This window comes from Dyella sp. (genome assembly GCF_036746095.1).
Lineage (GTDB): Bacteria > Pseudomonadota > Gammaproteobacteria > Xanthomonadales > Rhodanobacteraceae > Dyella_B.
The window spans coordinates 15,689-38,750 of sequence record NZ_DAIOEU010000046.1 but is presented as its reverse complement, the minus strand read 5'-3'; the positions used below and the strand labels follow the sequence as shown (position 1 = coordinate 38,750).

Below are 23,062 nucleotides of genomic sequence, written 5' to 3'. Positions count from 1 at the left end.
CTTTGAGCGGCTCACAACGTTAAAGCCCCCGGCTTGGCCGGGGGATACTTACTCCCGCTTTCACGGCAATGATGGCCTGGAGGGAATACGTGCGTTCCTGGCCTTCGTGGATTTAGGGCGCGGCAACGGCCTTCGCCTTCGTCCCACTCAAGATTTCCTCCATCATCAAATACACGCCGTTGGTCCAGCCAAAGCCGATCACATTGGTGGTGTACCCCGCGCTGACTTTCACATCCGCATTGCCGCTGGCCATGTTGTATTTTTCGCGAATGGTGCCGTCGGCGGCAAAGCTGCGATCGATCGTCGCGTTGAACTTGCCGGCGATGCGATGCGCGTCGTCATGGAAGCCGTACGCATCGAGACCGGCCACGGCGAGCCAGTTGGTCGGCGCCCAGCCGAACGGCGCGTTCCATTGCGCACCGCTGGGCCGGTTGTCCATCGCCAGGCCGCCGGGCAATTCGAAAATGGAAAGCTTGCCGCGCACCGAAGCGGCCTGTTCGGGCGATGCAGCGCGGGCCCATAGGGGGTAGAACGTAGTGAGGTACGGCGCATCGGACGGCTTGCCGGCGACGAAGTCGTAATCGCGATACATGCCGGATTCCGGACGCCACAGATACTTGTTCATCGCCTCCTTGCGCGCGGCAGCCGCTTTCGCCCAGCGTTCCGCGTCGTCGGTCTTGCCGAGTTGCTGCGCGAAGTCGCGCAAATCGAGTTCATAGCGATAGAGCAGGCTGTTCAAACTCACGTCGGCGTAGTGATGGGTGGAGCCGCCGAACGGGCCGTAGTGGAAATTCGTATCGAATCCCGATTCGCGCATGGCGCGATCGCCGTGGTAGTAGTCGGCCGTCAGGCGATAACCGCCGTACCAGTTGCCGGCGCAAACCTTGGAGGTAGTGACGTCGCAGCTTTCGGTCTTCAGGCGCTCGGCCTCGGCGGCATTCGGATGTTGCGCAGCCTTGAGCAGATAACCCGGGTTGTCCTTGGGATGCGCGACCAGCCATTTGATCACGCCACCATAGAACTCGCTGTCCTGCGCCTCCAGCACCGGGCCACTGCCGAAATCGTAGTAGCGCGCCAAGCCCGTATTGCCGGCCTGATGTTCCGGGCGCGTCCATATGTCGTGATTGCGCACCGCCAGCGGATACGCTTTCTCCAGCCACGCGCGTTTCTCGTCCGCACTGTGAAAGCTGGCCGGATCGTTGAGCAGGGATACCATCATCTGACTCAGGAACGGCGGCTGCGAACGGCTGAGGTAATACGTGCGATTGGCATTGAGCACGCCACCGTAGTACTGCACTTCGAACAGCGCGTTGTCGACCATGTCGCGCGCCAGCTCGATGCGATGATCGGCCACCAGGCCCAGCATGATGAAATAGCTGTCCCAGCCGTACATCTCGTTGAAGAAGCCGCCGGGCACCACGTACGGGTGCGGTAGATAAAGCAGGCCCTGCACCGGCAGCTTGGTCGCATCGATATCGCCCAGCTGCTCCACCGGCTTCGGTAGCGTATGCACGTCGACGTTGCAGCGCTTCTCCACCTGCAACAGATCCTGCGGAATGGTGAATTGCGCCGGCACGTACAGCACCGGGCGCGTCTTGATCTTGGGATCGAGCAGCGACTTGCACTCGTCCTGCGAACGCGTGAGCGTGGTCCAGGCCTTGTCGATGTAGGCACGGGTGTTGGCGGGATCGGGTTGGGCGGCGGAGGCCGTGGCGACCAGCGCGGCCGACAGCAGCAGGGTGAGATAGCGTGATTTGGCGGCGAGTCGTGGTGTGCGTTTCATGCGAATTTCCCCATCCGGTGCCATCGACGGACGAGCCGCCGATCGCGTGTGTCAATCAAAGAATATGCCGCGTGAGCGTGACGTTTCCGCCAGGGTCACGTTGCAGCGTGATATCCAGCGCTTGCCCACGGAACATCACATGCTTGAGCTTCACGCTCTTCCACCGCGCGGGCAGCATCGGCGGATAGGCCTGGACCAAACCCTGGTGCTCGATCCGCAAGCCGGTAAAGCCGTAAAGAATGTTCTGCAGCCACCCGCCACTGGCCGTCATGAAGTAGCCGGTGTTGTTGGTCGGCGTTTCGGTGCGTACGTTGAAAGGTGGCTTGATCACGTTGAGCGTCATATTGGCTTCGAACCATTTGCTGGCTTCGCCCTGCTCGCCGGCGGTGGCCGCGGCGATGGATAAGGGTTCGAAACCCATGCTGTTCATAGGGGGCGCATGCGCCAACGCCAGCGTGGCGTATTGGTAGTCGCGGCGACGCACCTGCGCGCTCATCGGCATGTCCAGCGACGGATACGACAGCAACGGCAGTGGACCGTCTTCCTTCCGTGCGTCAAACGGCACGGACGGATCGAAGTCGAGGTAATGGCCTTCCTGCGCGTCGAACGGCAGATACATGTGCTTCGCCACTTCCGCCCACTGCGGATCGGGCGCGACGCCCAGCACGGCCGCGGCGGCGGTAGCGATCTCCAGCGCCTTGCGCGCCGACGCATTGGTGTACGTATCGTTGGGAATGTCGTTGTGCGGCTCGGAAACCGAAGTGACGTGCAGGATCTCGTAGCGATGCCGGTCTGGCACGTAGGTGGCGCGGCTGGTCCAGAAGTCGGCAATGGCCCGAATGACCGGCCAGCCATGCTGTTCCAGCCACGGCCGATCCTGCGTCGCCAGGTAATACTGCCATTGCGCGATGGCGATATCGGCGTTGACGTGGATTTCGCTTTCGTCGAGCACGTGCGCCGAATACGGTGTTTGCGACGTACCGTTATCCGGATCGGCTTCCCACGGATACATCGCGCCGCGCAGGCCGCGGTCGCGAGCGCGCCGTTCTGCCGGCGCCAGGGAGGCATCGCGGAACATCACCATCGATTTTGCCCGGCCGGGATGCAACAGCAGCAACGCGGGGAACACCCAGGAATCGCTGTCCCAGAACACATGCCCGGCATAGCCCGGCGTCATGCCGCAGGCACCGATCGGCCAAGTTGTATCGGGCGTCGAATTGGACAGCAGGTAGTACAGATCGGAATGCACGATCTGCTGCGCCTTGGGGTCGCCGTCGATCACGATGTCCGGTTGCCATAGCGCATGCCAGGCATCGGCCTGCTGTTGCAGCAATGCATCAAAGCCTTGTGCGCGCGCTTGGGTGGCAAGCACAAGATCCTGTTTTGCGTCGCCGCCCCACCCATCGCGCGAAAGCGCGACGTATTTGGTGAAGGCGTAGGTTTGCCCCTTATGCACGGCAGCATGCAGGTCGAGGGCAAGCCGGTAATCGTCCTGTTGAAACGAGACGTTCCCGGCTTGCATACCTTGCGGCAACGCGATCGCCGCGGCTTCGGCCATGTTTGCGCCTCGCTCCGCCTGGCCATGGAGCCACAGCGTCAAGGTTTGCGCGTCCTGGCCGCTGGCCAATACATGCGTGTCGCCGTGATACCACCATGCTGCGCGATCCGCGGTGGCCGGTGGCTCGGGTTGCAGCGAGAGGTTGTTGGCGGCGAGTGCTTGCATCAGCCGGTCGCCGTTGAGCTTGGCGAGCGCAAAACGCGGCTGGTGCGGCGCCCATATATTGAACGCGAAGGAAAGCTCGACCTCGCCATCGAAATCCGGCGTGATGGATAGCCGTGTCGCGGCCAGATGCGGCGAAGCCTGGCTGACCAGCGTGGTCACCGTGATGTCGGTGGCCTTCGCGCCATCGACATACCGATAGCTCGTCGTCAGCGTGCCATCGTACATATCCAGCACTTGGCGATAGTTCTGAAAGTGCGCGGGCGTGACGTCGACCTGATTGAGCCAGGATGAGCCGGCGCGATAGTTGATCCCGGTCCAGCCCGGAATGGCGGCCGGCCGCGATACGTCATCCTTGGCGTAATCCATGAAGGCGGCCAGATAGGCAAGATTGCCTTCCGTGCCACGCGGCGCCGTCAGCGTGGAAACATAGCCGTTGCCCAGTTGCCCGGGGAAGTAGGCATCCAGGTCCTGCATGCTGGCAGTGAGCAGGAAACTGGCGTCCGGCGCGGCGCAAACGCTGCCCGTCACCAGCGCAAGGCAGGCGAGCAGCATGCGCTGGCGCATCATGTCGCTTCCTCCGGCACCACGTCGAAGGCGACCGTCAGTCGCGTTTGCTCGCCATGGAATGGCACGGTGCCGTGCCAGACGTAGGAGGGGAACAACACCAGCCTGCCTGCTGCGGGACGCACCACGTGTTGCGCATGCAAGGCGGGCGTCGTCAGGATGCTGGGTTGCCCGAACGCAAGGCAGCCATCGGGCGTGGAACTGTCCGCCATGCCGTCAGGCAGGTCCACGTAAAACGCGGAAGAAATCCAGCCGCGCGGATGCACGTGATGGGTGTGATAGCCCGCGCTGCGCAAGCGCACCGACCAGCCGCCGTTGTAGCGGTACGTGCCGCGGTTGCGGCGGCGTAGTGGATCGGCACCATGGCCGATATGGGCAAGGTACGCGCGGATCGGTGCATCGAAGGCCTGGAACAGCGCCTGGATGGCGGGATCGGGGTGACGCGTCAGATCGCCGGTGGTTTCCGTGCCATGGCGTAGCGATTGGAACAGCAGCGGATGACCCTGCGGATTGTGCAGGCGCTCCAGGCTCCGTTTCACGTCAGCGAGAAAGCCAGGCAGGTCGTGCCACTGTGATGGCGCTTGCAAGGTTTGCGGACGCACCAGATCGGCGTAATCGCAAAACGCCTCGTAGCGCTCGTCGCCAAGCAATCGCCATGCGGTGGTCTGCAAGGCGATCAGGTATTGATCGTCCGGTGCGTTGGCGAGCAGCGTTTCGCAATGGCGCAGCGCGCCTTGTGGATCGCCGGTGCCTAACAACGCGGCGGTGAGCAGGTTCCGCGCTGCGCTGGAAGATGGCGCTCGTTGCAGCGCGCGTTCGGCCAAGGCCAGCGCGGCAGCCGGTTCGAATTCCAAGGCAGCCAGTCCGGCGCGCACCAACAAGGATGGCGTGGCCTGTGTGCGTGCTGCCGACGTTGCCAGGCACTGGTAGGCGCCGTGCGCATCGCCGGCGCCCTGGAGGATCGCGGCTTTCGTGGCGAGCAGCGCTTCGTCGCCCTGGAATCGCTGCAAGGCTTGATCCAGCAACGCCGTGGTCTGCGCATTGTCGCCCGTGCGCATCCACACCAGCCGCGCGAGACGATCGTGGGCGTCGATATGGCGCGGTTCCTGCCGCAGGCAATCGCGCAGGGCCGCCTCGGCCGATTCCAGCTTGCCCAGTGCGATCAGGCTGCTTGCATGCGTGAAATAAACGGCGGCCGTTTTATAGCCGAGTGCCAGCGCGTTGCCGGCGGCGCGTTCGGCGTCGGCGTGCCTGGAGGCCGCCGCCAAGGCCATCGCCAGGGCATGCGTCGCGGCAGGATCGTTCGGCAATGCCTCGGCGCGTCGGCGATAGAAGCTGACGGCTTCATCCTGGCGCCCGAGCGCGGCAAGCGCGGCGACGTGTTGCGCGATCAACTCGGCCGGTGCCTGGGTGGAGCCGCATAGCGGAGCCACGATCGCCAAGGCATCGGCCGGACGTTGCTGGTCGTTGTAATAGCGCGCAAGCAGCAAGGCGGCGTGCGGTAGGCGCGAGGCGACACGGTGCAGCAGCGGCACGGCTTCGTCCGCGTTTCCACGGTTCAACAACAGCTCGCCCAGCGATGCCCAGGTGGGAGCCCAGCCGGGGTCGGCCGCCATCGCTTTGCGTAACGACGCCTCCGCCCCTTCGAGGTCGCCCAGCGCCTGTTTGACGCCGCCGAGCAGGCGCATGGCTTCCGCATAGCCGGGATGCTGCTCAACCACCGATTGAAGCCGGTCATGCGCACCACGGAAATCCCCCGCCTGCAGCAGCGCGCCGACGTGCTGCATGGCTTCGCGTAGCGGGGGCGAGAGCGTGGACATCAGCAGAGGATAACGATTGGCCAACACCCATCGCCCGGGCGATGGCCGGGGTCACTCAATGTCACTGGGTCCCGGCCTTCGCCGGGGCGACGGAACTGGGCTGGATGGTCGAAAATCACGGTGCGTGCCATCACAGCGCTGTACGCGTCAATGTCGCTTTGCCTTCGGCATCGCGCGTGACCTTAATGTCGTACTGCTTGCCGCGGAAACTGATGCGCTGAAGCTTCAACGAAGTCCAGCTCGGCGGCAGCACCGGGGCGTAGGCCGCATCAAGGCCCTTGTCGTCGATACGCAGGCCTGTGAGGCCGTAGATCATGCTCTGCAAGAAGCCCGACGAGGTGGCGAGAATATAACCTGCGTTGTTTGCCACGGTTTCGGTGCGCACGTTGAACGGCGGCTTCAGGAAGCCGGCGAGGTTGCGCTGGATCCAGTCGCCGGCGGTCTTGGCATCGCCCAGCTCGGATGCGCCGACGGCGAGCATCACCATCATCATCTCGTTCGGATCGTCGCCGTGCACTTTAAGTTCGTGCAGCTGGAAGTCGAAGTCATTGCGGCGAACGGTTTCCGACATCGGCAGGTCGAGGTTGGGATACATCAGCCACGCCAACGACGAACCCATCCAGGTGATCTTGTCGTGCGGCACGGACTGGTCGAAATCCAGGTGCCGCTGTTCCTTCTCCAGGAATGGGATGTACATCTTGCCGGCGATCCGCGACCACTGCGGATCGGCCGGCTCGCCAACGGCGTTGGCGGCTTCGACGGCAATGTTGAGCGCCTTGCGTGCAGCGGCATTGGTGAAGGAGTCGTTCGGCACATCGTCGTAGGCTTCGTCCGGCGAGGTGACGTGCATGATTTCGTAGCGATCCGCCGCCTTGTCGTAGGTGACGCGGCTGGCCCAGAACTGCGCGATCTCGCGGATCACCGGCCAGCCGTATTGCTTCAACCAATCCTTGTCGCCGCTGGCCAGGTAGTACTGCCATTGCGCAATCGCGATATCCGCATTGACGTGGATTTCGCGATAGACGCCGTAGGCGAAATGCGGCGTGTTGTCCACGCCCGTCTGCGGATCGGCTTCCCACGGATACATCGTGCCTTTCGCGCCGTATTGGATCGCGCGCTCGCGCGCGGGCTGCATGGTGCGATGGCGGAACATCACGATCGGCTTGGCGCGTTCCGGATGCAACAGCAGCAGCGCAGGGAATACCCAGGAGTCGCTGTCCCAGAACGCGTGCCCGGCGTAGTTCGGGGTCAGCGCGCAGGCGCCCATCGGCCACGCGGTGCCGACGGTGGTGTTGGAGAGCAGGTAATACAGGTCGGAGTGCACGGCCTTCTGCACGGCCGGATCGCCATCCACGACGATGTCCGACTTCCACAATCCATGCCACGCGGCTTGATGCCGGGCGAGCAAGGTATCGAAACCGGTGGTGCGTGCTTGTTCGGCCAGTGCCACATCGGCCTTCGCGTCGCCACCCCAATCCTGGCGTGAGGCGGCAAGGTATTTGGTGAAGGTGTACGTGGTGCCCTGTTTCATCCTGGCGGTGACGTGCAGCGACAAGAGATCGTCAGTCTTGTCGAGCTTCACGTGCTGGATATCCAGCGACTTCGGCAGTTCGATCGCTGCCGCTTCGGCCATGCTCAAGCCTTGCTTGGCGCGACCGTTGAGCCACAGCGTCAGCGACTTGGTATCGCCGTCGCTGTTGAGTACTTCCGTATAACCCGGATACCACACCGCCGCACGATCGGGCGTCGGCACCGGCTTGTTGTCGAGATTCTGGCCGCTGGCGATCACTGCCGCGATCATCTGGTCACCCGTCATGCTGCGAATCGGGAAGCGCGGTTGATGCTCGGTCCACAGGCGAATCGGAAAGGTGAGTTCCACGCTGCCATCGAAATGCGGCGTGATGGTGAACTGCGTGGCGGCAAGATGGTTATCGGCCTGGCTGACGAAGGTGGTGACCTTCACATCGGTCGACTTGTTGGCGTAATCGAAGCGGTAGCGCGTGGTGAGCGTGCCGTCGTACATGTCGAGCGTCTGCGCGTAGTCCGCAAAGATTTTTTTATCCAGGCGCGTGGAATTGATCCAGCCGCCGCCCGGGTTGTAGTCGATCTCGCTCCAGCCGGGAATGGCGGCAGGGCGCGAGATATCGCTTTTGTCGTAATCCATGAAGGCGACCATGTACGCGCGCGCGGGCTCGGTACCGCGCGGCGTGGTCATGGTGGAGAAGTAGCCGTTGGCCAGGTAGCTGGGGAAATAGCTGCCGAAATTGTCGGCGGTGCCGGTGAGCACAAAGCTCGGGTCCGTCGCCGCATGGCAGGTGGACGTGGCAGCAAGCGCGGCGAAAAGCAGGCCGGACAGGCCAAGGTGACGAGGGCTCATGAAAACTCCAGCGATAGTGCGTGAGGCGCTCCGCTCCGGAAAGCGCTACTTGGAGGCCAGCGTGATGGTGGCCGCGGCAGTGCCGCTGCGATCTGTTTCGCGCTTGAAAAAGAACAGCGTGACCAGGATCAGCAGCATCGGCAGCAGCGAAAAGTAGAACGCATGGATACCGTCGAAACGTGAAAACACGATGGCGGTGATGCGCGAACCCAGCGTGCCGCCGAGGGCGGAGAAGATGACGATCAAGCCGGTCATCGCCGCGTGCGCCGGCTTGGGCAGCGAACTGAGCGCCACCGAGTTGATCACCGGATAGATCGGCGCCATCAGCAGGCCGATCAGCGGGATCAGATAAGCCGCTGCCGGCGCGTTCAGCCAGCCGACGTCGGCGCGCGCGACTACGCCATGCGCCAGTGGCAAGGTCAACGTCACCAGCAGGCCCATGCCGACCACGCAGATGTTCAGCAGCGCGTACCACGGCATGCGGCGCAGTACCTGGCCGGCGACGATGCGGCCCACGGCCGAAGTCCCCGCCAGTATGGTAGCCATCTGGATGCTCATCGCGTTGGGCAGCTTGAGTATCTCGTTGTTGAAGGTCGGCAGCCAGGTGCTGAAGCTCTGTTCGATCAGCACATAGAGAAATGCTGACGCGAGGAATACGTACACCAGGGGCCGCAGAAACAGATGCAGCATCTCCAACAGCGAGCCGTGCATCGATTTGGTTTCCTCGGTACGCGCGGCGGATTCGTCCATGCGCGAGGTCGCCAGCAGCACGATCACCAGCAAGCTGATCACGGCCAGCACCCAATAGACATTCAGCCAGGACGGATTCGCCGGCGCCGCATGATCGACGAACGCGCTGAACAACCAGCCGGCAATCAGTACGCCGATCATGAACAAGCCTTCGACCGTATTGGTAAGCCGACCATGCTCGCTGCGATCGTTGGTGAGCAAGCCGATCGAGGAATACACCGCCACCTTGGTCAGCGCGAACGACACGCCAACACAGGTGAACAGCAACTCCGTGGTATGGAAGCTGGGATACAACGGCATCAGCACGCAGGCGCAGGCCACGATGCCCAGCGCGATCATCATCGCGCGCCGATAACCAAGCAGGGGAAGAAACGAGGCGACCAGGAAGGACGTGACCGCAACCGGCAGGTCCTTGAACAGTTCCAGCAGGCTGGCCTGCGGCTTGTCGACGCCGAAGGTGTAGATCGATTGGAGGATGACCGTGCCGACGCTGTTGAGCAGTATCGCGAAGACCATGTAGATCAGGGCGAGCGCGGCGATCATGCGGAATCGGTTCATGGCGACCTGCCTGGTGACGAAATGCATGGCAACAAAAACCCTTTCACCGGCCGCAGCCACCGAAACCGTGCAGGGCCAAAGGCCCCGTCGCGAAGGCGACTGACGGACGAACTCTACAACGACTTGTGGCGGGAAAGTCCATGGCCGGATACGGAACCCGGCCATGGTTGCCCAAGGGAGGGGAGGGCGGCTAACAACACATCAAACACCCTCTCCCGCGTTGTTGACCCATCACGCGGGAGAGAGAGGAAAGCGCATCAGAAGTTGTACTTGACCTGCCCCCAGATCTGCCGGCCCCAGATCGAGCGGGCCAGGATCACGCCGCCGGAACTGGCAAAACCGAACAGGCGGGCGTTGCCCTCGGTGATGCCGATCTGGTTGGTGAGGTTGGTGCCTTGCACGCTGTAGGACCAATGCGGCCCCACGTTCGCTTGTACGCCGAAGGCCAGGTCATAGTAGTTGCCCAGCGGCTGCTGCTGGATCAGGTCGCCGTAGCGATCGCCGACGTATTCGTAGGTGATCCACGCCTTCAAGTCACCCCAGCTGGTGGGGAAATCGTAGGACGGTTGCAGGCGGAACTGGAACTTCGGCTGGCGTTGCAGTTGCATGCCGTTGATGCTCTGGCACGCACTGCCGCCCGCCTGCGTGGTGTAGGACAGGCAACCGATGTAGCGGTAGTAATGGCCGTTCATGTAGTCGCCGGAGAAGAGGATCGCGGCGTGCTCGAACGGCTTTATCGTGGTGGTGAAGTTCACGCCCTTGCTCTGTGCGGCGTATACGTACGTGTTCTGGCCGGTGTCGGTGGTGATGGTGTAGGGCACGTTGTAGAACAGGCGGCGATACGCGGCGACGTCGGCGTAGATCCAATCGGCCTGGTACTTGAAACCGATTTCGTAGTTCCTGATCTTCTGCACCGGAGTGGTGGGCATGCCACGCAGGTCGTCGAAGTCGGGGAAATGCACGCCGAGGTTCGCGCGTACATAGGCGCTCATGCTCGGGTTGAACTCGTAGTTGGCGCCCAGCGTCCAGGACTTCTCCGTCTTCTGGTAATTGATGTACTGATTTCCCGGCGCGAAGTATTGGGAGCTGTTGTTGTAGAGCGTAAGCGGGTTGTTGTCGAGGTCGTACGACGCCGTGTTGGCGATGGCACCGTTGGATTGCTGGCGCTCCACGCGCAGGCCGCCGTCCAGCAGCCAGCTACCGATCTTCCAGGTATCCGTTGCAAAAAATGCGGTATTGAAGCCATGCCAGCGTTCTTTGACGGCGGTGGAAACGCCACTGACAAAACCTTGCGGATCGGTCAGGTCGTAGGTGTTCGTGCCATTGTTGAGCGTCACCACGATGGGATTGGGATTGGTGATCGCCTGCAGCAACATGTTGTTGCCGAGGAACCACGTGTCATGGTCCTGATAGACGGCCGTCCAGTTGCCCAGCGTCAGCGTATTCCCGTCGAACAATTCGTCGCTGACATGGAACTCGTTGCTGACCGACTCCAGATTCTTGCGTACGTACCAAAGACCTTGCTGGGTGACGTTCTCGTTCAGGTTGGCCGCCTGGCCGTTCGTGTAGGTGGCATTGGCGGTGTAAGCGCCAGCAGGCAGTTCGCCGGCGTTTGCGTCCGCAGCTACCTGGCCGGTGATGTAATCCAGCAGCGAGGAGGGATTGGCGCCCGTGCTGAAGAACGAAATGGTATTCAACTCACCCGCGGTGAAGCCCAGCTTGTCAGACAGCGACCAGCCGTTGCCGAAATCCCAATCGAAGTTCGCGCCGAACATGCGCAAGTCGGCGCCGCGACCCTTGGCCAGGTTGACGTTTTCGCCGCCGGGCGCGCAGCCGGGCGTGCCGCAAGGCGTAGTGCCGATGAACTCATACTGGTCGGCCTTGCTGCCGAACGTGCCGGTGAGCGGGCTGAAGCCCGGGTAGGCGGAAAACTGGCCCTTGCTCGCGTTGAGAATCGGCGTGTCGGTGACGAACTGGTTGTGATCCTTCAACGCGCGTGCGTAGAACATCAGCGAACCGCTATCCCAGTCGCGCGACAGCGTGGCGGTGAGCTGGCCGCCCTTGTCGGCCGCGAATTGCGGATCGCGGATGTTGTCGCGGCGCCAGAAGCCGCCAAAACTGCCGTACCAGCCGTCGGCAATCTTGAAGCCAATAAAGCCATCGATACGCTGGGTGTTGTCGGTGCCATAGGTAAAGCCGATGTCGCCGGAAGGAACGTCGGTGCCTTCCTTCAGAAGGAAGTTCGCCGTCACGCCCGGCTGGCCGTTGCCATACAGCACCGCTGGACCACCCTGCACGATTTCCGCGCGATCGATGGTGTCATCCAGGCGGAACATGGTGGATTGATCCATGAACGACAGATTCGACTGCGGATACAGCGGACTGCCGTTGAGCTGGAAGGTGGCATAGGGCGCATCGCCGCCGCCGGGGAAGCCGGCCACTTCGATGTTCGCACCGGTCTGGCCGCCGGAGGATTCAGGGAACACGCCCGGCGATGCTTTCAACAGATCAGCCGCGCTGACCGGGTTGGCTTGCTTGATCTGCTGCGAGCTCATCGAGGTGACGGAGTAGGCCGCATCGATCTTCTTGATACCGCCGAAGGTGGCGGTGCCGGTGACCACCACCTGTTGCAGCGTCGATACATTCTTGCCGTTGCCATTGCTGGACCGCTGCGAGTTGGCGTTTTGCGCCGGCGCCGTCGTGGACTGGTTTGTCGAAGTAGCTTGCGGTTGAGCGTTGTCTTGCGCATAGGCCGCGCCGGACATCAGCGTGGCGGTGATCGCCGCCGATAACGCAACGCGTGTGAGTGGCTTGGTCTTCATCGAACGTTCTCCCCAACTGTTTCGTATGTGATGTGACGCGGCGTCACCGCGTTTGTTAGCCGCTTATGTCGTGAAAAGACTGATGTCGAACGCGGCAACGTCCGGCAACAGCAGATCCGCCTCCGCCAGTGCTTGCGCCTGGCCGACTCCTATCGCCTTCATTCCCGCAGCGTGAATGCTGGCGATCCCTGCCGCGGCGTCCTCCACGCCGATACATTCGCTCGGCTCCAAGCCGAGGCCGCGCGCGGCGGCCAGGAAAATCTCCGGATCGGGTTTGGCGCGACTGATGTGGTTGGCATCCACCACGTAGTCGAACAAATCCGCGATGCCGAGCCTTTCCAGCAAAAGCGGTGCGTTGCGGCTGGCAGACGCCAGCGCGGTTTTCAGGCCTTCGCGCCGCACCGATTCGACGGCATGGCGCGCACCGGGCAAGAGGTTTTGTGGGCCGAAGGTTTCGATCTGCTGCCGGTAATATTCGTTTTTGCGCGAGGAAAGCGCTTCTTTTTCGTCTTCCGAATACGTGCGCGATGCGCGTTCCAGCAGGATGTCCAGCGAACCGCGGCGATCGACGCCCTTGATGCGTTCGCCGGTGGCATCGTCGAACGCAATGTCGATTTCCTGCGCAAGCCGTTTCCAGGCGGCGTGGTGCACGATGGCGGTATCGGCTATCACGCCGTCCAGATCGAAGATGACGCCCTTCAGTTCAGGGCGTGCGGAAGCATGCAGGGGAAGGTTGACGGTGTGGCCGGCGTGCAGCATCACCGTCTTGCCGCGGTGGAGAATGTCGAGCTGCGCGCCTTCGGTGAGCGTGTATTCCACGCGATCTTTTTTGACGGCGATACGGATATGGTGATCGCGCCAGCGCACGCCGAAGCGATAGCTGCTCCAGGCGGGCGGCAGGGTGGGGGCAAACGCTGGGCGTCCATCGACGACGCGCATGCCGCCGAAGCCCCACGCCAGCGCCATCCAGCTGCCGGCCATGGCCGCCATGTGCACGCCGTGCGAGGTGTTGCCGTGCAGGTTGTCCAGATCGACGCGCAGCGTATCGAGGAAATAGCCGTACGCCTTCTGCGCATAGCCGACTTCCGCCGCCACCACGCTGAAGGTCGACGCCGATAGCGTGGAATCGTGCACGGTGACGCCTTCGTAGTAATCGAAGTTGCGCCGCTTGCTTTCCACGTCGATGGTGTTGCCCGCCAACACGAAGGCTTGCAGTACGTCGGCCTGCTTGCATACCTGGTGGCGATAGATCGTTAGCGGATGCAATTGCAGCAGCAGCGGACGATGGCCATGTTCGCTCGGGTGCGCGATCGGCAGGCGCGGCTTGTTGAGGAAGTCGTCGTCCTGCGGAAAAATGCCCAGTTCCGCATCGACCGGGAGGTACATCGCATCGGCGGCCGCCAGCCACGCGGCGATTTCCTTGTCCGACAGATCCAGCTGCGTGGCGATGCGCGCGTAATCCTGCGGCCGTTCGCGACCCAGCTGCGACGCCACCGAGGCCGCGTGGCGCAGATGCTGTTGCGCCATATGGTTGGTGTAGTAGTTGTTGTCGACCAGCGCGGTGTATTCGTCCGGACCGGTCACCTGGCAAATGCAGAACGCATTGCCGCGGCGAGGATTGAAGTGGCCGACGTGATGCCACAGTCGCGCGGTTTCGAACAGCATTTCGGCGCCGCCGCGCACCAGGAAATCGATATCGCCGGTGGCTTCGACGTACAGTCGGATCGCGAACGCGATCGCGGCGTTGATGTGGTATTGCGCCGAGCCGGACGGGAAATAGGCCGAGCACTCCTCGCCGCCGATGGTGCGCCAGGGATAGAGCGCACCCGTGGGGTGATTCATTTCGCGCGCATGATTGCGCGCGCGGTCGAGTGTGTTGATGCGGTACTCGAGCATGCTGCGCGCGCGCTCGGGCGAGGTGAAAGCCAGCACGGGAAGAATGAAGGCTTCGGCATCCCAGAAATAATGCCCCTCGTAACCTTCGCCGGTGAGGCCTTTGGCCGCCGCGCTGCCGCTGCCATCGCGCGGCGTGGATTGCATCAAATGGAACAGGTTGAAACGCAGCGCCTGTTCGACGGCGCTGTCGCCGTGAATTTCCAGATCCGCTTCCTGCCAGAACGCGGCGCAAGTACGTGCCTGCTCCGAGCGATGGGTGTCGAAATCCAGCGTGAGCGCACGCTCCAGCATGGTGGCGACGCTATCGAGCAGGGAGGCTTCGGTATCGCCGCCTTCGGGACGGCTGCAGGCGTATGCCACGTATTTCTCGAGCATCACGCTGTCGCCGGGGCGCAGGTCGGCCACGTAGTGCTGTTGCACGCCTTCGTAGTCATCGACGATGGCGCGGGCGAACGCCACATTGCTCTGCAACACGCGATGCCGCTGGCCGCAAGCCAGCCGGATATGGCTGTTCTGCGTGCGTTGGCAGATCGAAGCCAGCGTGCGGTCGGCATCGGCGGCGGTGATGCTCAGGCCGCCCTTGATGCGTGTCCCGATACGCGGATCGTCGCCCTGCTCGGCGGCGCTGACATCGGCGACGATGGCCGATTCCAGCGTAAGCGGCCCGCTGTAGTCGACGGAGGTGACGCGATAGCGGATGCACAACAGGTTGGGCGTCTGCAGGGGGACGAGACGTTCGGCCTGGATCTCGATGGTGGCACCGTTGGGGGAGCGCCAGCGCAGCGTTCGTTCCAGGCAGCCGGCGCGCAGATCCAGCGCCTGTTCGAACGCCAGCCATTCGCCTTCGCGCAAATGGACCGGTGCTTCACCCAGCCGCAGGCCGATGCGGATGCCGTCGGGTACCGGAATGCGGGTATCGGTGCTGCGGGCAAAGCCGGGGAAGCGTTCGTGATATTCGATGGGCGTGCGTTCCCACACGCCGGTCAGGAAGGTGCCCTGGGTGGGGCTGCTGTCTTCTTCCAGCCCGCCGCGGACGCCGAGGGTGCCGTTGGCCAGCGCGAACAGGCTTTCCAGCTTGGCCAGTTCGTACGCCAGCGGGCGGCGGGCATGCACGACCCGCCAGGGATCGGGAGACGCCCGGTGCGCCGGTTCCATGGCTATGGCTTGTGCCTCGTTGCTGTGCACGCATTCTCCCCGTGGCATCTCTTTTTTGATTGGTCTTGTCAGCGGCCGAGCTCGGCCGTGGGACGCGAGCATACAAAGCGAATGATATCGATATCAAGATATCGATATCATCGCTGCGTCGCAGCATGATGCGACCGCGCGCGTGTCGAAAACGTCGTCGCACGGGAGGGCTGCATTGGAGGAATGGACGCCCCTCCGGCACACTTATCGCAAATGGGGTGAACGTGCCCGGTTAGCACTGGAAAGGAAGAGGGTCGCCGCTTGACGCAGGCCAAGAAAAAACAACCCCTTGCGCAACGCCCCAGCCTGACCATGGCGGACCTGGCCGAGCTGGCGGGGGTGTCCAAGATCACCGTCTCGCGGGCCTTGAGCGAAAGTCCATTGGTCAATACCGAGACCCGCGAGCGGGTGCAGGCCCTGGCGCGCAAACATGGCTACAAGTTGAACGTCAGCGCACGCAACCTGCGCTTGCGGCGTAGCCACACGGTGGCCGTCATCGTGGAAATGAAGCCGTCGTCCGAGCGCACCATGTGGGATCCCTATCCGCTGTCATTGCTCGGCGGCATCTCGCAGGAACTCACCTCGGCTAGCTACAGCGTGCTGCTCACCACCCGGCAGGGCGCCTCCCATGCCGCGGTGCAGGCGGCGGACGGGCTGATCCTGCTGGGTCAGGGCGTGCGCCAGGATGCGGTGCGCCTCTACGACAAGCTTGGCCTGCCGATGGTGGTGTGGGGCGCCGCTGACGAAGGCGGGGACAACCATATCGTCGTCGGCAGCGACAATCGCCAGGGCGGCATCCTTGCCGCCGAGCGTTTTCTTTCCATCGGCCGGAGGCATCCGGTGTTTATCGGCAATCCCGATCACCCGGAAATGGCGCAACGCCTGTTCGGCTTCGTCGACGAACTGGCCCGCCACGGCATCAAGCCATTGTTGCTGCGGCGCGCGGACTTCACGCTGGAGTCCGGGATTGATGCCGTGCGTTCGCTGGCTGCACGCAAGGTGCGCTTCGATGCCATCTTTGCGTGCAGCGACCTGTTGGCGATGGGCGCGATCCGTGCGCTGGTGGAGCTGGGTCAGTCGGTGCCGAACGATGTCTCCGTGCTCGGCTACGACGACACGCCGCTGGGAGCGAGTTTTCTGCCGCCGCTGAGCACGGTGCGGCAGAACTGGCAGGAAGGCGGGGTACTGCTCGCTCGCAAAGTGCTGGGGCTGATCCAGGGACACGCGATGCAATCGCAGATGATGGGCGTGACCTTGGTGGTGAGGGCGACCTGAGCAAGTACGTTCCAGCTTAGGCAACACTGATCAAGTATCGCCGTCGTCATGATGCCTGGAAGGCTCGCAGGATGTGTCGCGTGGCGCCGGGAAGACTGGCCGTCTTGCCAAGCCGCGCGGCGCAGCCTGCGGGCCTTCCAGACATCACCCCATCACTTTGTTCAACATGGTGGGGCCAGCCCTGTCTGTCCGCCGGCGATACTTGATCGGTGTTGCCTTAATGGCTATCGATGACCGCCCCGGCTTTGCCGGACGCTATTTGGTTTGAGTCACGCCGCCATGGGCACCGCGCTCATGGATTGATAGCAACCGGCCTCGGCCAGGTGCGCGGTAACCGATCGACGAACGCAAGCGACGCACCCAGTTGTGCAATGCCTGCGGCGTGCAACTGAGCTTGGCGGCCGCCGATTGGTTCGTAAGCCATTCTTACGGATGGTCAGGCTAGTGTTCGCGCACCATGCGTACGGCACGCTCGCGGACGTCCTTGGAATAGTTTTGCTCCGTCATCGCTCCATCTGCTCAAGGTTGGGAGTCTACGACGATGCCAGTGCCGTTCACGAAGCGGTCTAACTCAATAGCGAACGCGTCCGGCTTCGGATGCCGCGCCACCATCGCTCCAGCCCCAACGTCCACGGCAGCATTGATGCCGCTGTCAATGGCGTCTATCGGTCCTTGTTTGAGATCTTCTGAATTTTTACCGTTCAAGGCCGTGTCCACGCCGGTGCCGATTCCCAGCACGTTACCTACCGGACCCAGTATGGCGGAGGCGCGGTTTATGGTGTTCTTTGTCCCGTCCCAAGCATTGTTCGTTTGCCTTTTGGCATCATCATTGAGCCTGTCTTGCGTTCGGTCGCGCATATCCACGAAGACATCCTCCTTGATATCGTTTTTACCCGTGTGGTCATTGTAATTGAGATAAGCCGGTGCCCATTTACCTGCGACAAGTTTGTCGAACCCGGTTTCCACACCGGAATGAAAGGCGCCGTCCATGCGGTTATAGAGAGAGAAATGGCCCAGGAAGGCTTCCCGCTTGGGTGGTGTGTTTTGCTGCGTGAGCCAATCAATGCCGTCTTTCTTGTGGCGCAATGGCACGAACGACGGCTTGTTGCCCGGAATGAACATGACTTCACCTCCATCGGCGTCCTTGAACCGCACGATATTGGTGGCCTGGTAACCGTTTATATCGAGGCGCTGCACGGTAACGGTCGGGTCCGGCGGCATGGGTTTGCTGATCTGCTCGAAGGTCACCGGGCCTTTCAGCGGTACCCCCGGCGCCCCGCCTTTCATCACCAGCTTGTACTGCTCTGGCGTCAGTTCGCCATTATCCCGAGCCGCACGCGCCTCCTGCACAAAGTTGTAGCGCGCCGCCGTGGGAAAGGATTCTTTGTTGTCGCTCCAATAATCGTCCAGCGCTTTTTTCCATGTCTGGATGTATGGAAGTTCGTCGTGTGGGGTGCTGGCGCTGAACTTTTCGCGGACCTCGGAGGGTTTGAGTTCGTAGCTATTTTCGCTGGAATATCCTTTGCCGTTGTTTTTATATAAGCCGTAGGCGCTGTCTTGGTTCCTGAATTCTTCCTTGGCTTTGTCGATGACGTTGCCGGGAGCGGAGAACGTATTGTAGAGATAGCCCGGCAAAGTGCGTGACCACAAGAAAGTGCCGGCCTTTCTGAATGCATCACCGACGTTGTCGCTGTGGAATAGATCAAAAAAGAAACCCGTTGCCGAGGGACTGGCGCCGCCGGCCAGGATGCCTCCGAGCAAGCCGGTCGTAGCGTTGTATTTGTCGTGGTTCTGCTGGCCAATGAAGGCCTCCATGACCGCCTCGGTCAGGGTTTGCGTCGAATCGGGCTTGCCTTGTGCGCGTGCGTCATCATCCCTGAAGTGCGCCAACACGATAGTGTCGCCATCGACACCCAGCTTGGCTTTGATGAACTCTCTTGCCACCTCATGTGGATTGGGCATGGGGACGGCCGTTACCTTGGTTGCAACTGCTTGATATTTGTTTGCGTCCTCGGGCGTGGCGAAGGGCACCAGAACGGCCTGATCCGAAGTGCTGGCTGGCGCGTTTTTGGAAGCTGGCGCCGCAGGTTTGCTTGAATGGCCGGACACGTCGGAGGGGAAGGGCGAGGCGTTGGTAGTGATCGTAGGGCCTGCTTCCGGCGCAGGGCGCACGGAGGCTTGGGGCATCGGCGTGGTCGCCTGAGGGTGAATGGTCGAAGACAATATGTCTGTTGTCCGCATGCGCGTGCACCTTAATAAGCGAGTTATCGGGTCGAATATTTGAATGGCGTCGTGACGTCTGGTCGAGGCCGGTTCTGAGCAACTGTAGGGATCTCACGTAGGTCACGGTGTTATCCATGTAGCACGGTGTGCCGGGCTATATACGATTTCGAGAAAAAATGTTCGGGTGATCCGTTGCGGGATATTCTAATAGATGAGTAACGCATGGAAAGTTTTCCCTGCGCTAAAGTCGTGACGCCTCTAGGGAAAGCGTGAAGCCATGTCGCCAGCACATGTTTTTATGCGATCGCGAGGCGCGTTTTTTTAAAACGCCAGGATGCTATTGCGCATCGTTCCATTGCATAAATAAATATGTCGACATGATTTTAAATAAGGACGGACCATTATGCTATTTGGTATCAGTGCTCATCCGAGCAGTATTCATCCAAACAGTTTTCATCCCACCGAACTGCATCCCGTCGAAAACAATCATCCATCGGGATCGAAGCCGGGCGGCAAGGAAATCGAGAAGCCCGTTTCCCCCGTGGTCACGTCCGGGCATGATCCGTTTCCACCGTCATCCTCCGGGCTTCCAACCAGCAGCAGTCCGATGATGTCCGCAATGCAAGATGTCCACCTGTCAAACGATCCAGGCAATTACTGCGCTAGGTTTACTCCTGAAAATAACGGAACCTACGCGCTCTACAGCCGTGATGCCGAAACAGGTGCTCCCAGGGGTACCGGAAGATATGTGAGGCGCGACGATAACGGGAACTGGACGGCTGTTCCCAGCGGCTTGCGGGGAGGTGGCGCAGGCTCTTCCAAACAGGGCTACTCGCAGCTGGACGGCGCGCAGCCATCAGGCAGTGCTACGGCTTCATCGAGCGGTGCCTCAGTTCCCCGGAAACGAGGGAACGACGGCCAAAGTAAGTATTGGGTCGTCGAGGATGGCCGAGGCAACACCAAGCCAGGCGATTCATCGTATGACGCGTACAAGCCTTATTATATATATATGGAAGGGCCCAACGCAGGTAAGGGCACGTGGCACAAAGGTGAAGATATGTCGAGACAATCATGGGCCTACAAGCGGACCTGAAACCCCGGGTATTTTGAAGCATGCGGACTCTGTCGCCGACAAGCTTCCAACATGCCGAGATGCGCCTATATATTTTTAAAGAGGCACATTTTTACGTTGATAGGAATAAATTATTAAATAAGGATTTCGATTATGCCAGGCATTGGCGTTCGTCCAAGCTTTCATCCCACCAATATACATCCCACCGAGACGGCTCATCCAGCAGCATCGAAGCAAGGCGAAAGATAACGAGCATATTAATAGAGGATTATCATTATGCTATTTGGTATGAGCTTTCATCCGAGTAACGTTCATCCTGTCGACATTCATCCCGTGGAGGCCGCGCATCCATCGGGAGCAAAGCCAAGCAGCAAAGCCGGGGATAAGCCCACGTCGCTCGCTGTTATGCCGGGGCACGACCCATTTTCGTCATCCTCCTCCGGGCTTCCAGCCGGCGGCAAGCCGATGAAGTCCACGCTGCAGAAAGTCACATGGCCAAATAAGCAGGGTGACTACGTCGTAAAGACGAATGATCCCCCTGATGCGAACGGTAGCCGGCCGGTCTACGAACGTGACGATGAAACGGGAGCGCCCATGCCCACGCATGGGCGCGCAAAGGAAGATGGGCATGGAAACTGGAAGATCGTGGGCGAGACGGAACCGTTACCCAAGGCGGGGATTAAGGGTGGAATGGATCCGGCCGACGCCAGGGGGAGTGTCGAAGAGGGGCTGCGGGTCAGGGAAACAAAGGCTACATGGGCAACGGCCGTCGCCAAGCATTCGAGGCTCGCCCTTCAAGCCGACAACGCCATCCACGATTTTCATCGCGCCGGAGAATCGCTTAGGAATGCAGAGGAGCGGCAGGCGGCGTGGCAACGGTCACGTGATCGGGAATCCGACCCTGCGCGGCGCAAGGGCCTCCAGACGGAGGTGCACCGAGCGACCAATAACAAGTCCAATGCCAAAAAAAGATATGAGGAGGCGCATAACAGGATGCGCTCCCTGGAGAGCCAGGCCGAAGTGGCTTCTCGCGACCAGCGTTCGGCATTTGATGACTATCACTCTGCGTTGGAAGACGGCTATAAAGCCATGGCCGTACCGCAGTCGTCAAAAAGACTTCCATGACAGCGTGACTGCCGTTCGATAAGGGCGTCTCCTAACAGAGCGCATGAGCAACGTCACATGAATCGTGAGGCGCGTTTTTTAAAACGCCAAGGATGTTATGAAGATCCCTTAATGAATAAATAAATATGCGATGACTTTAAATAAGGATAGTCCGTTATGCGATTTGGTATCAGTGCTCATCCGAGCAGTATTCATCCAAACAGTTTTCATCCCACCGAACTGCATCCCGTCGAAAACAATCATCCATCGGGATCGAAGCCGGGCGGCAAGGAAATCGAGAAGCCCGGTTCCCCCGTGGTCACGTCCGGGCATGATCCGTTTCAGCCGTCATCCTCCGGGCTTCCAACCAGCAGCATTCCGATGAAGTCCACGCTGCGCGATATCAAGCTGTCCGATGATCCGCGTAATTACGCAATCGGGGATACGCCCGATGAAAATGGCAGCTACCGGCTCTACATGCGTGATCCGGAAACAGATGCTCCCAAGGACACGGGCAACTATGTGAAGCCCGTCAAGAACGGGGGCTGGAAGAGAGTGGGCGACACGGATGCCGCCAAACAAGTCGCCAATCCGACCTTGCCGCCAGCTGCCGAGATCGGCCCGGGTGACTTGGGGGAACTCAATGAGAACGGGCTTTTTCCAGATGGAAAGGGCAACCAATTCGGGCTAATGGGCGAAAAACACTATCAGATGAAATACGACCAACAGTTAGGAGGCTATAGGGCGGTGGATCCCCACAAGCCCAATACCTTCCAGGGAAGCGTTCCAGTGAAGCTGGTTGGAAAGGGTCGCGCAGAGCCGTTGACCAATCCCGCGCTGAAGGGGGGGATGGACGATGGTCAGCGCCCGGGGTCATCAAAGCAATCGAGCGGCCAGGGCTCCAAGATGACGCCGCACGAGGTCCGGCCGACGTTTGAGGTGGACTGGCGGATGCATGACCCATTAGGAGATGTCGACGTCAGAGAAGTATATCCGACGGCAGGAGCTCCTGATCCTAAATTCAACGATAAATGGAAAGACAGTTCAGGCATCAAGCCGGGAAAGGGCTGGGTTACAACCGGACGTCATGGTCTTGAGCCTTATACCCCTAAGCCGGGCGAGCGCCCGAGTAAGGAAATATTGGTGGATAGCAAGGATCAACAAGGCCACGTGAAGACGGAATGGAAGTACTACCATGGTTCGCTTGGAAGTGATGGCTCCGGCGGCAGCGCTACATAAGAGCTGGCCGCGAAAAACTGAATAACACGACGGGTGGATTCTTGCTGGCCTCCCGGGCGGAGTTGCTGCTCAAGCGATCCACGCTCTACTTCCCAATCATGATTTGTGGGTCGTTTCCATAATGACGATGAGGCGATTTGATCTTGTTGTTATCCGGGCGGTCTTTTCCGGCAATGGAACTGCCTAAAATAGGATTGCCACGTCCGGCCTTCCCCCGCGGGGTTGATTGTGATGAGGCCCCGCTTGAAGCCGGTCCATAGTTTGATGGCATTTGAACTGACATACTCATGCGTGGACTCCGATTGAAGGAGGCCAAAAACTACACCGCAAGAATGCCCATCTTGGGGGTGTATATATAGTCATTCTCGCAAAACGCATCACAGGCCATTGCTGAGTTCGCGCACTTCGCCGAGGCAGCGGGTCAAATCGAGCGTCGCGATAAAGGCTGCACCCGCTCGCCTGGCATGCCACCTAGTGAAGCGTGTTCTGCACCAGGTTGCAGATCACTTGATGCAAGTGTTGCGGGTCGGCCACGGCGACAACCGGCTATACGCTGGTAGCGAGCTGTGTGTGGGCTGTCATTCCTTTGCGGGCACAGGATCGTTCGCATAGATGAGTACTGCCACGGGCACGCTTATTTTTCCACCCTGGATGCACCGCCATGAAGAGCG

12 protein-coding genes are annotated in these 23,062 nt (G+C 60.9%); 4 read left to right on the top strand and 8 right to left on the bottom strand.

The genetic code is table 11. From position 1 onward, the window contains the following. Nucleotides 1-112 precede the first annotated feature (112 nt). The 7 genes from V7M64_RS16580 to pgmB form a co-directional block, all read right to left on the bottom strand. Entirely contained in the window at nt 113-1,783 is a 1,671-nt protein-coding gene (locus tag V7M64_RS16580; RefSeq protein WP_333680598.1) for a trehalase family glycosidase, read from the bottom strand. A gap of 55 nt (nt 1,784-1,838) precedes the next feature. Continuing rightward, the gene (locus tag V7M64_RS16575; protein ID WP_333680596.1) at nt 1,839-4,073 is read right to left on the bottom strand and encodes a glycoside hydrolase family 65 protein; all 2,235 of its coding nucleotides are present in this window, start codon (nt 4,071-4,073) and stop codon (nt 1,839-1,841) included. Beyond that, nucleotides 4,070-5,914: a tetratricopeptide repeat protein gene (locus tag V7M64_RS16570; RefSeq protein WP_333680594.1), complete on the bottom strand. Its 1,845-nt coding sequence runs from the start codon at nt 5,912-5,914 to the stop codon at nt 4,070-4,072. The genes V7M64_RS16575 and V7M64_RS16570 overlap by 4 nt, the downstream gene beginning before the upstream one ends. A gap of 106 nt (nt 5,915-6,020) precedes the next feature. Beyond that, nucleotides 6,021-8,267, bottom strand: coding sequence for a glycosyl hydrolase family 65 protein (locus V7M64_RS16565; RefSeq protein ID WP_333680593.1), 2,247 nt, complete (start codon nt 8,265-8,267; stop codon nt 6,021-6,023). Between the two features lie 45 nt (nt 8,268-8,312). After that, nucleotides 8,313-9,575, bottom strand: a complete 1,263-nt coding sequence (locus V7M64_RS16560; RefSeq protein WP_333680591.1) for an MFS transporter — start codon at nt 9,573-9,575, stop codon at nt 8,313-8,315. A gap of 257 nt (nt 9,576-9,832) precedes the next feature. Continuing rightward, nucleotides 9,833-12,397 (bottom strand): TonB-dependent receptor, encoded by a 2,565-nt coding sequence (locus V7M64_RS16555; protein WP_333680589.1) that lies wholly within the window; start codon nt 12,395-12,397, stop codon nt 9,833-9,835. Between the two features lie 63 nt (nt 12,398-12,460). Next, the gene (gene pgmB / locus V7M64_RS16550; protein WP_333680587.1) at nt 12,461-15,478 is read right to left on the bottom strand and encodes a beta-phosphoglucomutase; all 3,018 of its coding nucleotides are present in this window, start codon (nt 15,476-15,478) and stop codon (nt 12,461-12,463) included. A gap of 312 nt (nt 15,479-15,790) precedes the next feature. On the opposite strand from pgmB, the gene V7M64_RS16545 reads away from it, so the two are divergent. Continuing rightward, nucleotides 15,791-16,753: a LacI family DNA-binding transcriptional regulator gene (locus V7M64_RS16545; protein ID WP_333680602.1), complete on the top strand. Its 963-nt coding sequence runs from the start codon at nt 15,791-15,793 to the stop codon at nt 16,751-16,753. 519 nt (nt 16,754-17,272) lie between these two features. Here the strand turns inward: V7M64_RS16545 and V7M64_RS16540 are convergent. Then, complete coding sequence (locus tag V7M64_RS16540) at nt 17,273-18,994, bottom strand: DUF6543 domain-containing protein (RefSeq protein ID WP_333680585.1); 1,722 nt, start codon at nt 18,992-18,994, stop codon at nt 17,273-17,275. A 385-nt stretch (nt 18,995-19,379) separates the two neighbouring features. On the opposite strand from V7M64_RS16540, the gene V7M64_RS16535 reads away from it, so the two are divergent. The 3 genes from V7M64_RS16535 (at nt 19,380) to V7M64_RS16525 (ending at nt 22,391) form a co-directional block, all read left to right on the top strand. Beyond that, nucleotides 19,380-20,069: a hypothetical protein gene (locus V7M64_RS16535; RefSeq protein ID WP_333680583.1), complete on the top strand. Its 690-nt coding sequence runs from the start codon at nt 19,380-19,382 to the stop codon at nt 20,067-20,069. A 255-nt stretch (nt 20,070-20,324) separates the two neighbouring features. Further along, the gene (locus V7M64_RS16530; protein ID WP_333680581.1) at nt 20,325-21,173 is read left to right on the top strand and encodes a hypothetical protein; all 849 of its coding nucleotides are present in this window, start codon (nt 20,325-20,327) and stop codon (nt 21,171-21,173) included. Between the two features lie 156 nt (nt 21,174-21,329). Beyond that, a complete protein-coding gene (locus V7M64_RS16525; RefSeq protein WP_333680579.1) occupies nt 21,330-22,391 on the top strand; it encodes a hypothetical protein in 1,062 nt (353 codons plus the stop codon). Nucleotides 22,392-23,062: the final 671 nt, after the last annotated feature.

Coding starts and splice junctions, on each gene's coding strand:
- V7M64_RS16530 (WP_333680581.1), top strand. CDS start 20,325: ATGCTATTTGGTATGAGCTTTCATCCGAGTAACGTTCATCCTGTCGAC.
- V7M64_RS16545 (WP_333680602.1), top strand. CDS start 15,791: ATGGCGGACCTGGCCGAGCTGGCGGGGGTGTCCAAGATCACCGTCTCG.
- V7M64_RS16535 (WP_333680583.1), top strand. CDS start 19,380: ATGCTATTTGGTATCAGTGCTCATCCGAGCAGTATTCATCCAAACAGT.
- V7M64_RS16565 (WP_333680593.1), bottom strand. CDS start 8,267: ATGAGCCCTCGTCACCTTGGCCTGTCCGGCCTGCTTTTCGCCGCGCTT.
- V7M64_RS16575 (WP_333680596.1), bottom strand. CDS start 4,073: ATGATGCGCCAGCGCATGCTGCTCGCCTGCCTTGCGCTGGTGACGGGC.
- V7M64_RS16555 (WP_333680589.1), bottom strand. CDS start 12,397: ATGAAGACCAAGCCACTCACACGCGTTGCGTTATCGGCGGCGATCACC.
- V7M64_RS16560 (WP_333680591.1), bottom strand. CDS start 9,575: ATGAACCGATTCCGCATGATCGCCGCGCTCGCCCTGATCTACATGGTC.
- V7M64_RS16540 (WP_333680585.1), bottom strand. CDS start 18,994: ATGCGGACAACAGACATATTGTCTTCGACCATTCACCCTCAGGCGACC.
- V7M64_RS16580 (WP_333680598.1), bottom strand. CDS start 1,783: ATGAAACGCACACCACGACTCGCCGCCAAATCACGCTATCTCACCCTG.
- V7M64_RS16525 (WP_333680579.1), top strand. CDS start 21,330: ATGCGATTTGGTATCAGTGCTCATCCGAGCAGTATTCATCCAAACAGT.